Source organism: Streptomyces sp. NPDC029151 (assembly GCF_055564315.1).
Genome location: NZ_JBVHWQ010000001.1, coordinates 41,203 through 55,960 on the forward strand (window position 1 = coordinate 41,203; position 14,758 = coordinate 55,960).

Genomic DNA, 14,758 nt, shown 5'->3' on the forward strand with positions numbered 1-14,758 from the left:
GGTGTTCTTCGGCCCCGACGGCTACCTGGGCCTGCACCCCGCGCACTCGTGCCGACGGGCGCGGAACGCCACCTGTGGGGCCAGGGCGACGGCTCCACCCTCCCGGTCGTCGACACCGGCACCGCCCGCCTCGGTGCCGGTATCTGCTGGGAGAACTACATGCCGTTGTCCCGTACGGCGATGTACGCCAAGGGCGTCGACCTGTGGTGCGCCCCGACGGTGGACGACCGGGACTCCTGGCAGGCCACCATGCGGCACATCGCCCTGGAGGGCCGGTGCTTCGCCCTCGGCGCCGGCCAGTACCTGCGCCGCGACGCGCTGCCCCCCGACGTCCACCCCGTCCAGGGCGACGCACCCGACACCGTCTTGACCGGCGGCGGCTCGGTCGTCGTCTCCCCGCTCGGCGAGGTGCTCGCCGGTCCGCTGCGCGACGGCGAGGGCATCCCGACCGTCGAACTCGACCTCGACGACCTCGCCCGCGCCCGGTTCGACTTCGACGCCACCGGCCACTACGCGCGCCCCGACGTCTTCACCCTGCACGTGGACGAAGCGGCCCGCACCCTCGTGCACGCCGGCTGACCGGCACGGGCAGGGATCAGGAGGCTTCCGGGGTGCGGATCAGGAGGAGAGGATGACCCGGCGGGCGCTGTCACCGGTGTCGAGGCACTCCTGGTAGGGGTTCGGGTCGCCCTGACGCTCCTGGCACGTCCACGTGCCGCTGTCGGTGCGGACCGTGACGGGTGCACGTGCCGTGCCGGACCGGGCCTTGGCGTAGGCGCTCGCCACCTGCAGGGCGGTGGCGCAGGAGTCCGCCGGGTCGGCCCAGACCGCCAGCCCGGTGGCCTTGTCCGGTCCGCAGTAAGCGGCCGAGGACCGGACGGCGCCGGGACCGGCCACGGCCCGGCCCGGGCCGGCGACGGCCTGGGCCGGGGCCCAGAGGCACAGCACCGCGGCTCCCGCCAGAGCTGCGGCCGTGCCTCTGCCGATCGAGCGCATCGAGCGCATCGAGTGCGTCGGGGGCGCCGCATGCGTCGGGGGTGTCGGGGACGTCGAGGGCTCGGGGTGGCTGTGACTCAGCGGGTGTCCTGGGCGCGTCGAGTGCCTTGGGCCCATCGCGTGTGCCTCCCTCGTGGCGATGACGGGTGGTGCGTCGGGTCTGCGCATCCGCTCCTCCGATGGGTGACGGCGGGATATGCCGTGTACCCAGCGTGGCCCCGCAGCCGACGGCCCGCTCCGTGGCACGCCCAAGTGGGGTCAGCGGTTGACGAAGGCGAGGCTGTTCGCGTCGTACCGGCTGCCGGCGATCTGCTCCGGCGGGGCGGCGGCCTCGATCGCGGCGAGGTCCTCGGCGGTCAGCTCGACGGCCAGCGCCCCGAGGTTCTCCTCCAGGTACCGCTGCCTGCGGGTGCCGGGGATCGGCACCACGTCGTCGCCCCGGTGCTGCACCCAGGCCAGGGCGAGCTGGCCGGCGGTGACGGACTTGGCGGCGGCCAGCTCGTTCAGCTTCGCGACGATCGCCAGGTTCCGTTCCAGGTTGCCGTCGGCGAACCTCGGCTGGCTGCGCCGCACGTCGGTCTCCGCCATCGCGTCGAGCGAGCCGTAACGGCCCGTCAGGAAACCGCGTCCGAGCGGCGAGAACGGGACCAGGCCGATGCCCAGCTCACGGCAGACCGGAACGATCTCCGCCTCCAGGTCCCGGGTCCACAACGACCACTCGCTCTGCAGCGCGGAGATCGGGTGCACCGCGTGCGCCCGCCGGACGGTCTGCGCGCCGGCCTCGGACAGCCCCAGGTGACGGACCTTGCCTGCGCGCACCAGCTCGGCCATGGCACCGACGGTCTCCTCGATCGGTACCCGCGGGTCGACCCGGTGCTGGTAGTAGAGGTCGATGTGGTCGACGCCGAGCCGGCGCAGCGAGGCGTCGCAGGCCTGCCGGACGTAGGCGGCGTCGCCCCGGATCAGGGTGGGCTCGCCCAGACGGTTGGCGAAGCCGAACTTCGTGGCCAGCACCACCTCCTCGCGCCGCCCGGCGACGGCCCGGCCGATCAGTTCCTCGTTGTGTCCCGCGCCGTAGAAGTCGGCGGTGTCGAGGAGGGTCACGCCCAGGTCGAGGGCGCGGTTCAGCGTGGCGATCGACTGCGCGTCGTCCGAGGCCCCGTAGCCGTGGCTCATGCCCATGCAGCCGAGTCCCTGGGCGGACACCGCCAGTCCGCCGAGATACCGGGTGGGGACGTCGGTCATGTCGCTGCCTCCTGAGCTGGTCGAACCGTTTCCCTGGACGCTAGGTCTTGGAGCGCGCTCCATGTCAAACCGACGGCCGGGCGGCACCGGGCGGACGGGGCGGCGTGCAGGCCGCACCGGGCGGACGTGGCGGCGCGCGGGCGGCGGCGTCTCGACCCGCTTGTGCTGTCCCCTCCTCCCCTCACCTCGCCTCGCCTCGCCGTCGTTCCTCACCCCCGCCCCGCCCCTCCTTGCCCGTCCCGCCCACAGCCGGGATCAGCGGGCCGCGAGGTGCTCCTCGCCGTCCGGGACGGGAGCCGCCGCGGCCGCGGGTGCCGGCTGACGCCTCAGCAGGAGCGTGACGAGCAGACCGACGACCATGCCCGCCGCGGTGAGCAGCACCACCAGGAACTCGCCGTCGGCCGTGGCGGTCCGGAGCGCCTCGCCGGCCTTGCCTTCGGTGCCGATGTCGGCGATCGCGGTGAAGACCGCCAGGCCGATGGCGTTGCCGAGGTTCAGGGCGGTGGAGGCGACGCCGTTGGCCACGCCCTGTTCCTGCGGGGCGGTGCCGGTGGAGGCGGCGATCCACATCGCGGTCCAGACGATGCCCTGGCCGACGCCGGACACGACCAGGCCGGGCACCAGCAGGCCGTAGCCCGCGTCGGCGTCGAAGCCGAAGGCGAGGACGGCCGTGCCGAGCACGCCGATGACGAAGCCGGTGACCAGGGTGGCGCGGGTGCCCTTCCTGCCGGCGAACCGCTCTCCGAGCTGGGTACCGGCGGCGATCGCGAGCGACGGGATCAGGAAGCCGAGGCCGGTCCGCAGGGCGCTGTAGCCGTGCACGCTCTGCATCAGGACGGTGAGGAAGTACGGCAGCACGCCGAAGGTCGCCATGTACAGGAAGGTGACGAGCGTCCCGACGGTCAGGCTCCGGTTGGCGAACAGCCGGAACGGCATCAACGGGTCGCCGCTGCGCTTCTCGATGACGGCGAACAGCGCGAGCAGGAGGGCGGCGAGGAGGAACGCCCCCGCCACGAGGCCGTCGGCCCAGCCCCGTTCGGGACCTTCGACCAGGGCGAACACCAGCAGGGTGGCACCACCGGTGACGGTGAGGGAGCCGGGCAGGTCGAACGTGCGGCGCGTGGTGCGGGCCGGGTCGCGCGGGATGACGAACAGCGCGCACAGGGCGATGAGGCCCCCCAGGGGCACGTTGACGTAGAAGACCGAGGGCCAGCCGAAGTGCTCGGTGAGGACGCCGCCGAGCAGGGCGCCGAGGGTCAGGCCGCTGGCCCCGGCGCCGCTCCAGACGGCCAGGGCGCGGTTCCGCCTGGGCCCTTCCTCGAAGAGGGTGTTGATCAGCGCGAGGGTGGAGGGCAGCAGGAGTGCTCCGGCGATCCCCTGCACCGCGCGGGCCGCGATGATGATCCCGCGGCTGGGGGCGAGGCCGCCGGCGAGCGAGGACAGGGCGTACAGGGAGACGGCGAGGACGAACATCCTGCGGCGGCCCAGCAGATCGGCCGCGCGCCCGCCGAACAGCAGGAAGCCGCCGGCGAAGACGACGTAGGCGCTGACCACCAGCTGCTGGGTCTGCCCGGGGAACCCCAGGTCCTCGCCGATCTCGGGCAGTGCCACGAACACGATGTTCAGGTCGAGGCTGTACAGCACCTGGGCCAGGGCCAGCAGGGTCAGGGTCCGGCCCAGACGGCGTGGGGGACCGCCCGCGAGATCGGAACGGGCGCCTAAGGAAGCGGAATCGGGCATGGCAGTGACCCCTTTCGGGTCCGGTGTCAGTACGATCGTACGCATTCTTACGTACGATCCATTGTTCGGCAATCCACGTACAGTGAGACCATCGGTATGTATGTCGCGGTACGTTGGAACCATGAGCCGTCACCCCGACCGCGACCAGATCCGGATCGAGAGCGTGCTGTCCGCGCTGGGCAGTCCCGTACGGCTCGCCGTCATCCGCATCCTGGACGCGGGCGGGGAGCACAACTGCGGGAGCGTGCTGCAACTCCTCGGCATCACCGCCAAGTCGACGATGACGCACCACTGGCGCGTGCTGCGCGAGAGCGGCGTCATCTGGCAGCACCCCTCCGGCAGGGAGAACCTGCTGTCCCTGCGGCGCGAGGACCTCGACGCGCGTTACCCCGGACTGCTGGACGCCGTCCTCGCGGGGGCCGCCGCCGACGAGGCCCTGGAGAACGCCCCGGGCACCGCGATCAGGTGACCGGCCCCTGCGGGGCCTGCTCCGGACGTGTGAGGGGGAGACAGCCCCGTTCGCACAGAGGGCATATCGGGGTTGTCGTCCCTCGTACGAGAGGAAGGGTCCCGATGAGAAGGTTCGCCATCCCCGCCCTGGTCACCCTCGCGGTGCTCGCCCCGGGCGGAACGGCCGCCGCCCGGGGCGCGGCCGACCAGCCGGGCGGCAAGGGAACAACCCCGCGGGCCGAGGACTACACGTGGGCCGACGGCGGACACGCCGTGATCCCACCCGGCGGGACCGGCAGCTCCGAAGCCACCTGCCCACCCGGGCAGGTGCCCACGGGCGGTGGCTACAACGCCTTCGACGGGGGTGTCATCGACCTCATGGTGCGAACGAACTCGCCCACCACGGACGGGTGGCACGCGGTGGCCCGGAACACCAGCTCCACGCGCACCATCGAGTTCTGGGCCGTGGCCATCTGCGCCCCCGGCACCCAGACCCAGGCCCCCCGCCCCGCAGCGCTCGCCCCGTAGGCCTTCCGGACACGGTGGGGAGCCTGCGGCGTCCGGGCCGCGCGGCCCGGCTGGCGGCGACTGATCCGGGTCCGGCCGTCACCCGGCGCGGCAGCGTCCGGGACTCCCCCCGTGAGCCGCAGGAGCGCGGCGGCGCAGGCCTGCACGCGCTGACCGGGGGCGGTTCCGGGCGGACGACCCCGTGCTGTGCGGATGTCACGGGCGGCAGGCGGGCGGGCGGGGACAGGCGGTCGTCAGTGATCCGCGGGCAGGACCTGGACGGTGTCTCCGACCGCGCGTTCGCCGGCGGCGTCGGACGGGTGGTTGACGAGGGTGCCGTGGACGGCCATCGCGGTGGAGCCGCCGCCGTCGAGGTTCATCGCCTGGACGGCGCCGAGCGACTTCATGAACACGGCGGCCTCGTGGAGGGTGAAGCCCTCGCTGCCGTTCTTCAGCCGTCCGTCCACCGTCGCGAGGATCAGCCGGCCCCGCCTGTCGACACCCGCCAGGGTGCGCGGCTGACGGACATCGGCCCAGGCGTACCCGAAGGAGGTGTACTCGGGGTCGACCACGCCTTCGGCGGCGGCGTCGATGTCGACGCGACCGTCCTCGACCAGCGTCGGGGCCGCGCTCACGAGGGAGTCGCCGGCGTCGAGCACGACACGCCGGCCCTCCGTCGTGCGGACGACCTCACCGAGGCCGATGCGGCCGTACGGCTCGGCGTGCGCCGTCAGCCAGTCGGCCGCCCGGCCGATGCCCTGCAGGACGCACCCGCCCTCGGGTACGCGACCGCCGCGCGCGCCGACGGAGACCACCCGGCCGGACGCGCTCAGCACGGCCTGCACTCCGGGACCGGTCGGCAGGCCGGTCCGGAAGGCGTCGGTGAACCGGACCATGTCGTCGGCCAGCCGGCAGGTCACGTCCTGCCAGGGCAGTTCGCTGGGCGTGCTGCCGGGGCGGCCGCAGTCCCGGACCGTGCCGGGCACCCGGTTGACACCCTGGACGGCGTATGCGGCTTTGCCTGCCCGGGCGGTGACGGTGCTGGTCAGGTCGGCGATCCGGATGTCGTGACCGCCGTCCTGGATGAGCAGGGCGGAACGGGAGCCGACCGCCATCGACTCCAGCTCCCCCTGGTAGGCGCCGATCCCGGACATGGTGCCGGGCACACCGTCGCCCGGTGACAGCACGAAGAAGCCGCCGTTGACCCCGACCAGCGAGTTCAGTTTCCGCGCCACCGCGGAGGTGGTCTCCCGCTGCGCCACGTTGCCGTCGTGGGTGGCCTCGACCCGTCCGCGAAAGGTCTTGGGGTCGATCACCGCCACATGGACGTTCTCCCGGTCGGCCGGTTCCTGGACGTCGTATCCGGTCCAGGAGACAGTGGGGTGGAACCCGGCCGCGGTGACCGCCGACGCGGTGGTCCTCGCCTCCTGCTGGGTGGCGAAGCGGCCGACACGCACCCGCTGTCCCATCGACCCGTGCGGTGTGTCGGCGTAGTCCGGCCACTGCACGCTCTCCACGCGGGGCGTGAGGCCCGCCCGGGTCAGCGCGCGCGCCGTGTCCTCGGCCCAGGCGCGGGGGGCGACCTCGGCCCAGGTGAGGGGCGCGTCCGGATCGTCCGTGGTCCACCGGGTGTCGGCCGGGGCCTGCACGGTGACCGTCCAGGCGTGCTCGACGCCGGGGTGCCGGAGGACACCGGTGCGTACCGTGACGCCGGGGGCCAGGGTCCGCGTCGTCCAGCGCTCGGTCACCGTCCTCCGCTGCCCGGCCGCCTGCGGCCTTTCCACGGTGGCCGTCGTCCGCCACCCCGCCACCGCGGCGCGGGCGGGGCGCGCCTCCGCCGGGCCGGGCAGCAGGGCCGGGACCGTCAGGGCGAGCACGAGGGTCGTCGCGAGCCTCGTGCGGACGCGCGCGGACCGCCGTTCGGCGGCCCGGACGAGGGGACGACGCATCTCCATGCACCTCACGAACGGTCGGGGGCAGCCGGCCCGGCACACCCTGCGGCGGCCCGGGACGCACACCCGGGCACCGGCGGTGCCACTCCACCCTCCGCAGGTGACGCCCACCGCTGCGCGAACATACGTAATCCCCACAGCGATGTGAACTCGGCGGGGCCTCGGCCGACGACTTTCGTCCAGGGAGCGTCGGTCCGTGTCCGGGATCCCTCCCCCGCCGGGCAGCGAGAACGTGCCCGGTCGTCGGCGTCGTCGCGCACGGGGCGGCCCGGGCCGCCGGTGCCCACGTGTCCGCACCGCACCCCGGCAACGCGGCGCCCGGCTCGGCCGCCGGTCACCGCTTTACCTGGGTTCCGCTGCCCTGTGCCAGGCTTCCGCCACCACCCCGGCCGGCGTCGCGTACGGCGCGGGATCGCCGGAGCACCGGGGCCGGGCCGGAAACCAGCCGTACGGCACCGTGCCCCACCCGCCGGTCACACTTCAACGCCCCCGGCGCCCGGCTCGGCCGCCGGGGGCTCGGTGCGGGCCCCCGCCACCGGTCACCGCTTGACCTGGGTTCCGCTGCCCCGTACCGGACTTCCGCCACCGCCCCGGCCGCCGTCGACGCCACGGCCGGCGTCGCGTACGGCGCGGGATCGCCGGAGCACCGGGGCCGGGCGGGAACCAGCCGTACGGCACCGTGCCCCACCCGGCGGTTCACGCTTCAGAGGGCGAGCGTGAGCGCGGCCCCGAGACCGCCCAGGAGGAGGGCCACGGCGGCCGCTCCCCAGCCGCCCCTCCCCCACGGGAAGAAGCGGTCGACGGCCAGGCGGCCCGGACCGACGGCGGCGACCGCCAGGGCCGCGGCCGCGATGCAGAGGTTGTACTCCACACCGCCGTCCTCGTCCCACAGCCCGTGGACGGCGGTGACCGTGGCCATCGCGTTGATCATGACGCCGATCAGGGCGGCGGCGGCCAGCGGGGTCAGCAGCCCAAGGGCCAGTCCGAGGCCACCGAGCAGCTCGGACAGGCCTCCGATCAAGGCGAAGAGCCTTCCCGGGCGGAAACCCAGGGACGCGAAGGCCTTGCCGGTCGCCGTCAGGCCGCCGCCTCCGAAGAGGCCGAAGACCTTCTGAGCCCCGTGCCCGGCCATGATCAGACCCACCGTCAGCCGGAGGACCAGCAGACCGCAGTCGGCGGCGGTCAGGAGGGGCTCGGCGGCGCCGGGCTGCGCCGCCGGTGGCACCGGACGCGCGGAACGGTTCGGAATGCGCTTCATCATCATGGTCTCGCTCCGGTCGGAACGCCGGACGGGCGTGTCCCCCAGCTCGGCCGGGCACCGAGCGACCGGTGGCGGGCGGCCCGGCGACGTCGTGGGCGCCCTCCGTTCCGATCCTTCCGCCGCGGGCGGTGTCCTGCATCCGGGCGGCGGAGAGCCCGGGCGTGCGCGCCGGACGCACGGCCGACCGGATCTCGCCGTGGCGCCGGCCCCCGGGCCCCGCCGTGTGCCAGGCTGCCGGGGGAGCCCCCGCTTCCCTCGTCCGGGCCCGGCTTCACCCGCAGGAGGCAGCGACCTTGATCGCCGACGGAGACGCCCTCGACTGGGACGGCACCGCCGCGGCCGACGCCTACCGGGGCCGCGACATGCGGCTGGCCGAGACGCTCGTCTTCCCCGCGGTACTGGAACGGCTCGCCGGCAGCCCGGCCCCCGGCCGGCTGGCCCTGGACGTCGGGTGCGGCACCGGCGCGGTCGCGGCGCTGCTCGCGGGGACCGGCGCGTGGACGGTCCAGGGGCTCGACCCCTCCGCGGACATGCTGGACATCGCCCGGACCGACCGGCCGCACCCCCGCGTCTCGTACCGCCTCTTCGACGGCCGGGTACTCGACTGGCTCGCCGACGCCAGTGTCGATGCCGCCGTGTGCTGCCTGGTGTACTGCACCGACCCGGACGACGACCGGCTGGCCGGCCTCACCGCCGAGATCCGCCGGGTGCTGCGCCCCGGCGCCCCGTACGTCCTGGCGGACCTCAACCCGGCGGCGACCGGCGTGGCCTTCTCCACCCTGCGCCACGGCGAACCGGACACCGTGTACGGCGACGGCGACACCGTGGCCACGCGACTGCGGCTGCGCGACGGCTCCACGATGACCAGCACCACGTACTACCGCTCCCTCGACCGGTACCGTTCCCTGCTCACCGGGGCCGGCTTCCCCTCCCCCGACGTGGACCTGCCCACCCTCCCGGCCGACGGCTCCGCCGCAGGGGCCCCGGCGGAGACCAGGACCGCCCCGTACATGATCCTCACGACGCACGCCTGACCCCGGCGGACCGCGCGGTCGGCGGTGGGCGCGGCGCCGGAGGAGGGGGCGGCGTGAACGGCGGGAGAGGCAGGAACGACGGGGCCTGCGCGGTGGCGCGGCCTCTGCCGGGCGGCCGGCCACCCGGATCCGACGGCGGATCGGGGCGGCTGCCGGCCGGCGCGTACCACGGCCGTCCCTGCCGAGCGTGACGGAGGCCCGGTGGCACCCGGGTACACCCGCGAGGCACCGCACCGTCCGGCGGTCAGCCCTGGGCGCACTCCCCCGCCTGCACATCGTCCTCCGCCGTCGGCAGCGGCTTGTGCCCCTCCGTCCACGGGTTCACCCATCCGCAGTTCCCGCAGGCGTAGCGGCCGTTGACCCCGGCGATCTCCGAATAGCACTGCACGCACTGGGTGCGCGTGATTTCCTGGCCCTCGAGGAACGCCGCGGCGGCAGCCGCCTTCTCCGCGTCCGCCACCCGCCGCGCGCGCTTTCGTGTCCCGCTCACGACGCCGACCCTATCCCCGGACACCGGCGTGCCGCCGGTGTCCGGGCCAAGCGGCACTTCACCGGGCATCCGCCACGGTGACACATTTTGTCCGTGATAGGTTCACGGAAAACTCGAAGCCGTCCCGGGGCCGCCCGGTAATGGGGAGCTCACATTCATGCCCGGTGCCACTGTCTCGGTCGTCATAGCCGCGTACAACGCCATGCCGTACCTGACCCAGTGCATCACCTCCGTCGCCGAGCAGAGCATCGGCCGTGACCGCATCGAGGTCATCGTCGTCGACGACGGTTCGACCGACGGCACGGCCGCGGAGCTGGAGCGTCTCCAGGGCGTCTACCCGACCATGCTGCGCGTCTTCCGGCAGGAGAACTCGGGCGGCCCGTCGGCTCCGCGCAACGCGGGACTCGACCACGCCACCGGCACGTTCGTGTTCTTCCTGGACGCCGACGACAGCCTCGGCCCCGAGGCGCTGGAACGCATGGTGGCGATGGCCGAGGAGAACGGCACCGACGTCGTGCTCGGCAAGATGGTCGGGGTCGGCGGCCGTGGCGCGCCGACGTCGATGTTCCGGCGCAACCAGCCGCGCACGGACGTGTTCTCGTCCCGGGTGTACTGGACGCTCAACCCGATGAAGCTGTTCCGCCGGGAGCTGCTGGAGCGCCACGGGCTGCGCTTCCCCACCGACCTCGCCATCGGCGAGGACCAGTTGTTCGTCGGCGCCGCCTATCTGCACGCCTCGGGCATCTCCGTGGTCGCCGACTACGACTGCCTGTACTGGGTGCAGCGCGAGGACGAGGGCAACATCACCCGTCGGCTCAAGGGCTCCGAGCGGCGGCTGCGGTTCCTGCCCCGCATGGTCGAGCTGATCCTGACGAACGTGCCTCCGGGTCCGGGCCGCGACCACCTGGCGCACCGTCACCTGACGGTGGAGGTCCAGCAGTTGCTGGCGTACCACCTGGTCCACGAGCCCCGCGAGAGCCAGCACAAGACGCTGGACCGGCTGGCCGAGATCATCGAGCCGTTGTGGCACGACGGGATGAACGAGCGGCTCTCGGCCATGGCCCGGCTGCGGCTGCACCTCGTACGCCACCGCATGCTGGACGAGCTGCTGGAACTCGTGGAGTTCGAGAAGCAGTTGGCCCGGACGAAGGTCGCCACGCCCGTCCTCGTGGACGGTGGCCGGGCGCTCGCCCGGTACCCGTTCCTGCGCGACCCCGAGCGCGCGATCCCCGACGTCTGCTACGACGTCACCGCCCAGCTCGGCGTCCGCCACCACGTCGGCCGCGCCGAGATGACGGGCGGCGTGCTCCGCCTGGCCGGGCACGGGTACCTGCACCGGGTGGAGACCCGCGACGTCACCACCGAACTGGTCCTGCGGGAACGCGACAGCGGGACCGAGTACCGGCTTCCGGTCACGCACACCGCGACCCCGGGGCTCGGAGCGGGCCAGGACGAGGGCCGGTACGTGTACGACCTCGCCGGGTTCGAGGCGACCGTCGACATCGCGACCGCCGCCGACGGCAAGCCGCTCGCCGACGGGCTGTGGGACATCTCCCTGGCCGTCGGCGCCCAGGGGCTCACCAAGGAGGTGCGGATCGGCAGCAAGCGCGCCGACGGCGTCTCCGGAGACGCCGAGACGCGGATCGTCGCCGCCGGCGAGGGCCTGCGCGCCGTCACCCTGTACACCACCAAGCCGTACGGCAACTTCACGCTCGACATCGGCGAGAACAAGCACCGGGTGCTGCGGCTCCTGCACGTCGACGAGGACATCCGCTGGGCCGACGGCGCCCCCACGACGCTGCTCGTCAGCGGCCGGTTCGACGCCGCCGGACACCCGGAGGACACCCTCGTCCTCGCCCTGGAGGACGGCGCGGGCAGCACCGTCTCCTTCCCGGTCCGCCCCGACTCCCCCGGCGGCGCCTTCCGCGTCGCCGTGCCGGTCGGCGCCCTCCCGGCCGGCGTCTGGACCGGGGAGCTGCGGCTCGGCCCCTGGGTCCTGCCCCTGCCCGCGCTTCCCGCGGACCTGGCCCCCGCCAAGTGGCGGCGGCTGGCACTGCCCTGGTACGCCCGCCCCCTCCCCGGTTGCGACGACCGCTTCGCCCTCAAGGTCGCCAAGACCGACCTGGTCAAGGCGCTCGCTCAGCGTCTCAGGTAGACGACGGACCGCCGCCCTGGTTCCCGGCCGTGGTGGGGCGCGGGCAGGTCAGGTCCCGGCCCGGCAGGCGGCCGGTCGCGAGGTAGGTGTTGACGGCGGTGTCGACGCACGTGCTGCCGTACACGCCGTAGACCGCGTGCTGGTCGGCTCCGCGCAGGGTGACCAGGCGGGAGCTCGGCCAGTTCCGGCGCACCGCCCGCGCGCCCTGGTAGACGGTGCGGGGATCACCGGTGGCGTTGACGAGCAGGGCCGGCAGGTCGTCGCGGATCGTCGTCGGGCGTTCGCGCGGCGGGTCCCAGAAGGCGCACGCGTTGATGTCGTTCGTGACGGGGGCGAAGAGCTGGTCCGCCGTTCCGGCGCGCCGCAGGTCCCGCCAGTACGTCTCCGGGTCGCGGGGTGCGGCCACGTCCCCGCACAGGATGGCCGTCTGCGCGCTGCCGTAGGCGGATTCGCGGCCGGTCAGCACGAAGTCCAGCAACGAGGCCAGCCACGGGGACGGGGTGACCTCACGGCCCGCGGCGGCGCGCCGCAGCTCCCGCACGCCCTGGGCGAAGTCGCCGTAGGCCGTGGGGTTGTCCTGGGAGAGCCCGTTGAACACGATGACGGGCAGGACGTGGTCGTCCACCCGGTGGCCGCCCAGGCGCAAGGGGGTCCGGGCGGCGGCCGCGCGGACCGCGTCGACCGTCTTCAGCACGGCGCCGGGGGTGCGTCCCAGCCGGTACCTCGCGTCGTGCGCGGCGGCCCAGTCGGCCCAGCCGCGCAGGGCGTGCCGGTTGGCCGCCTCGGAGCCGCGCAGCAGCCGGGGGCTGTAGCGGGCGGGGTCGGCCACGCCGTCCAGGACGAACCGGCCGGTGTGCCGGGGGAACATCGTCGCGTAGACCTGGCCGAGGTAGGTGCCGTAGGAGTAGCCGAGGTAGGAGATCCGGCGCTCGCCCAGCGCCGCGCGGATCACGTCCATGTCGCGGGCGGTGTTCCGGGTGCCGGCGTACGGCAGCAGGTCACCGGCGTGGGTGCGGCAGCGCTCGGCGAGGTCCGCGGAGAAGGCGGCCATGCGGTCGAAGCCGGCGCGGCCGGTGCCGGCGCCGCGGATCATGGTGCCGGTGGGCCAGCGGCAGTCCAGCGGGGTGCTGCGGCCGACGAAGCGGGGGTCCACACCGACCACGTCGTAGCGTGCGCCGACGTCCTTCATGGCCTTGCGCACCCACGGCGGATCGCCGATCGTCTGTCCGCCGGGGCCGCCGCTGTTGAGCAGCAGCGCGCCGGCGCGGTGGGCGGTGTCGGTGGCCCGTATCCGGGAGACGGCGACGGTGAGGGTACGGCCGTGGGGGCGGGCGTAGTCCAACGGGACGGTGACGTCGGCGCATTGGGCGCCGGCCTGCTGGAGTTCCCTGCCGGTGGTGTCGTCGGGGCCGAGCAGGCAGCTCTTCCAGTGGAGGTGCTGGTGGTGGTAGCGGGCGAGGGGGTCGGCGGCCGGCCGGGCCGTGGCCGGCGAGGCGGGGGCGGCTCCCAGGGCCAGGGCGCCCGCGAGGGACAGGGCGACGGCTGCCGCGGCCCGGGAGGCGGGCCGGCGCGAGGAGGTGACCTGGGTCATGCCGGGGTCCTTTCGGTGGACGGGGCCTCGCAGAGGGCCGTGTCGACGACGTCGAGGAAGTCCTGTTCGGCCCGGAGGGTGGTGGGCACCTCGGTCAGGGCGACCGCGACGGTGCGGCCGTCGGGTCCGGTGGCGACCAGCGCGCGGTGGCCGCCGGGCACGGTCCCCGCGTGGCCCCACCAGCGGCCGCCGCAGGACAGCGGTGAGGAGATCAGGCCGAGCCCGTAGCGGGCGCCGGGCCAGAGCCGGTCGGGGTCGGCGGCCACCGTGCTGCGCATCTCGGTGAGCTGGGGTGCGGGCAGCAGCCGGCCGGTGAACAGCGCGGTGGCGAACCGGGTCAGGTCGGCGGGTGTGGACACCAGGGCGCCGCCGACACCGCCGAAGGAGGTGTTCCAGGCGGTGCCGTCGGTCCGGCGGCCGTCCTCCGCGGTGAAGTAGCTGTGCGAGTGCGGGCCACGGATACGGGTCTCGTCGCCCGGCCAGTACGTGTCGCGCAGGCCCAGGGGTGCGATGACGCGGCGGGTGATCTCGGTCTCCGGGCTGTGGCCGGTGACCGCGTGGACGATCAGCCCGGCGACGAGGTAGTTCGTGGTGGCGTAGTGCCAGGGGCGTTCCGGGCGCGGCAGCATCAGGGCGCGGGCGATGAGCCGGCGCGGTTCGAAGTGGCGGTACCGCACGCTTTCGGGGTGCTCCCACTCGGGGGCTTCGAGGTAGTCGGGCAGACCGCTGGTGTGCTGGAGGAGCTGCCGTACGGTGATCCGGCGGCCGTCGTGACCGCCCGCGCGGATCAGTCCCGGCAGGTAGCGCTCGACGGGCGCGTCCAGGGAGAGCCGTCGTTCGGCGGCGAGCTGGAGGACGACCGTCGCGGTGAACGTCTTGGTGACGCTGCCGACGCGCAGCCGGTCGGTGCTGTTCATGGGGCGGCCGGTGCCGAGATCGGCGACGCCGTCGCTCACCGTCCGGCGGGCGCAGGGGGCGCCCGGGCCGGCATCGGTGACCAGGACGGCGGCGCCGGCGATCCGGTCCCTCGTCACCAGGCGGTGCACGGACCGGGTCAGCGCCGTGTCGGGGCCGCACGGGCGGGGAGCGGCCGGAGGCGGCTGCGCGGCCGTCGCGGACGGGGCGGCGGTCAGCAGGCAGGCCAGGGCCACGGCCGTGAGGCCGGTACGACGGCGGAACGCGGAAGTCGGTAACGGGTTCAACGGGTTTGCCATGCGACAGAACGCTAGGCACCGCCGGGGCCGCGCTCACTCCGGCAGGCAGGCGGACCGGTGCGGGGGCCAGCCCCAGGGCGCGACCGGAGGCGAACCCCCGTGTCCGCCCGGCCGCCCGGCCGC

General features: G+C 74.2%; 13 protein-coding genes. 5 read left to right on the top strand and 8 right to left on the bottom strand.

Features of this window, described 5'->3' with window-relative positions:
- Window positions 1–48 precede the first annotated feature (48 nt).
- Entirely contained in the window at window positions 49–579 is a 531-nt protein-coding gene (locus tag ACZ4VF_RS00210; protein WP_467922168.1) for a nitrilase-related carbon-nitrogen hydrolase, read from the top strand.
- Window positions 580–618: 39 nt separating this feature from the next.
- Here ACZ4VF_RS00210 and ACZ4VF_RS00215 read toward each other — a convergent pair whose 3' ends face one another.
- The 3 genes from ACZ4VF_RS00215 to ACZ4VF_RS00225 all read right to left on the bottom strand — a co-directional run bounded on the left by ACZ4VF_RS00215 (window position 619) and on the right by ACZ4VF_RS00225 (window position 3,981).
- Window positions 619–996 carry a hypothetical protein gene (locus ACZ4VF_RS00215; protein ID WP_467922169.1) on the bottom strand — a complete coding sequence of 126 codons (378 nt, stop codon included), beginning with the start codon at window positions 994–996 and terminating at the stop codon, window positions 619–621.
- A gap of 258 nt (window positions 997–1,254) precedes the next feature.
- Complete coding sequence (locus ACZ4VF_RS00220) at window positions 1,255–2,241, bottom strand: aldo/keto reductase (RefSeq protein WP_467922171.1); 987 nt, start codon at window positions 2,239–2,241, stop codon at window positions 1,255–1,257.
- Between the two features lie 255 nt (window positions 2,242–2,496).
- Complete coding sequence (locus ACZ4VF_RS00225) at window positions 2,497–3,981, bottom strand: MFS transporter (protein ID WP_467922172.1); 1,485 nt, start codon at window positions 3,979–3,981, stop codon at window positions 2,497–2,499.
- A gap of 121 nt (window positions 3,982–4,102) precedes the next feature.
- Between ACZ4VF_RS00225 and ACZ4VF_RS00230 the strand changes: the two genes are divergently transcribed.
- Both ACZ4VF_RS00230 and ACZ4VF_RS00235 read left to right on the top strand, forming a co-directional pair.
- Window positions 4,103–4,450: an ArsR/SmtB family transcription factor gene (locus ACZ4VF_RS00230; RefSeq protein ID WP_467922173.1), complete on the top strand. Its 348-nt coding sequence runs from the start codon at window positions 4,103–4,105 to the stop codon at window positions 4,448–4,450.
- 104 nt (window positions 4,451–4,554) lie between these two features.
- Window positions 4,555–4,959 carry a hypothetical protein gene (locus tag ACZ4VF_RS00235; protein WP_467922175.1) on the top strand — a complete coding sequence of 135 codons (405 nt, stop codon included), beginning with the start codon at window positions 4,555–4,557 and terminating at the stop codon, window positions 4,957–4,959.
- Window positions 4,960–5,192: 233 nt separating this feature from the next.
- On the opposite strand, the gene ACZ4VF_RS00240 is transcribed toward ACZ4VF_RS00235, so the two are convergent.
- Together ACZ4VF_RS00240 and ACZ4VF_RS00245 are read right to left on the bottom strand one after the other, a co-directional pair.
- On the bottom strand, window positions 5,193–6,887 hold the full coding sequence (locus ACZ4VF_RS00240) for a phosphodiester glycosidase family protein (protein ID WP_467922176.1): 1,695 nt from the start codon (window positions 6,885–6,887) through the stop codon (window positions 5,193–5,195).
- Window positions 6,888–7,593: 706 nt separating this feature from the next.
- Complete coding sequence (locus ACZ4VF_RS00245; protein WP_467923725.1) at window positions 7,594–8,148, bottom strand: DoxX family protein; 555 nt, start codon at window positions 8,146–8,148, stop codon at window positions 7,594–7,596.
- A gap of 296 nt (window positions 8,149–8,444) precedes the next feature.
- Here ACZ4VF_RS00245 and ACZ4VF_RS00250 point away from each other — a divergent pair, with 296 nt between their 5' ends.
- Window positions 8,445–9,185: a class I SAM-dependent methyltransferase gene (locus ACZ4VF_RS00250; protein WP_467922178.1), complete on the top strand. Its 741-nt coding sequence runs from the start codon at window positions 8,445–8,447 to the stop codon at window positions 9,183–9,185.
- A 244-nt stretch (window positions 9,186–9,429) separates the two neighbouring features.
- On the opposite strand, the gene ACZ4VF_RS00255 is transcribed toward ACZ4VF_RS00250, so the two are convergent.
- Window positions 9,430–9,675 (bottom strand): hypothetical protein, encoded by a 246-nt coding sequence (locus ACZ4VF_RS00255; RefSeq protein ID WP_467922179.1) that lies wholly within the window; start codon window positions 9,673–9,675, stop codon window positions 9,430–9,432.
- A 157-nt stretch (window positions 9,676–9,832) separates the two neighbouring features.
- Between ACZ4VF_RS00255 and ACZ4VF_RS00260 the strand changes: the two genes are divergently transcribed.
- Entirely contained in the window at window positions 9,833–11,830 is a 1,998-nt protein-coding gene (locus tag ACZ4VF_RS00260) for a glycosyltransferase (protein WP_467922180.1), read from the top strand.
- Here ACZ4VF_RS00260 and ACZ4VF_RS00265 read toward each other — a convergent pair.
- Both ACZ4VF_RS00265 and ACZ4VF_RS00270 read right to left on the bottom strand, forming a co-directional pair.
- Entirely contained in the window at window positions 11,823–13,421 is a 1,599-nt protein-coding gene (locus ACZ4VF_RS00265) for an alpha/beta hydrolase (protein ID WP_467922182.1), read from the bottom strand. The two genes, ACZ4VF_RS00260 and ACZ4VF_RS00265, sit on opposite strands and share 8 nt — an antisense overlap.
- Window positions 13,418–14,554 (bottom strand): serine hydrolase domain-containing protein, encoded by a 1,137-nt coding sequence (locus ACZ4VF_RS00270; protein WP_467923726.1) that lies wholly within the window; start codon window positions 14,552–14,554, stop codon window positions 13,418–13,420. Before ACZ4VF_RS00270 ends, ACZ4VF_RS00265 begins: the two co-directional genes overlap by 4 nt.
- Window positions 14,555–14,758 lie beyond the last annotated feature (204 nt).

Coding starts and splice junctions, on each gene's coding strand:
- ACZ4VF_RS00215 (WP_467922169.1), bottom strand. CDS start 996: ATGCGCTCGATCGGCAGAGGCACGGCCGCAGCTCTGGCGGGAGCCGCG.
- ACZ4VF_RS00220 (WP_467922171.1), bottom strand. CDS start 2,241: ATGACCGACGTCCCCACCCGGTATCTCGGCGGACTGGCGGTGTCCGCC.
- ACZ4VF_RS00225 (WP_467922172.1), bottom strand. CDS start 3,981: ATGCCCGATTCCGCTTCCTTAGGCGCCCGTTCCGATCTCGCGGGCGGT.
- ACZ4VF_RS00230 (WP_467922173.1), top strand. CDS start 4,103: ATGAGCCGTCACCCCGACCGCGACCAGATCCGGATCGAGAGCGTGCTG.
- ACZ4VF_RS00235 (WP_467922175.1), top strand. CDS start 4,555: ATGAGAAGGTTCGCCATCCCCGCCCTGGTCACCCTCGCGGTGCTCGCC.
- ACZ4VF_RS00240 (WP_467922176.1), bottom strand. CDS start 6,887: ATGCGTCGTCCCCTCGTCCGGGCCGCCGAACGGCGGTCCGCGCGCGTC.
- ACZ4VF_RS00245 (WP_467923725.1), bottom strand. CDS start 8,148: ATGAAGCGCATTCCGAACCGTTCCGCGCGTCCGGTGCCACCGGCGGCG.
- ACZ4VF_RS00260 (WP_467922180.1), top strand. CDS start 9,833: ATGCCCGGTGCCACTGTCTCGGTCGTCATAGCCGCGTACAACGCCATG.
- ACZ4VF_RS00265 (WP_467922182.1), bottom strand. CDS start 13,421: ATGACCCAGGTCACCTCCTCGCGCCGGCCCGCCTCCCGGGCCGCGGCA.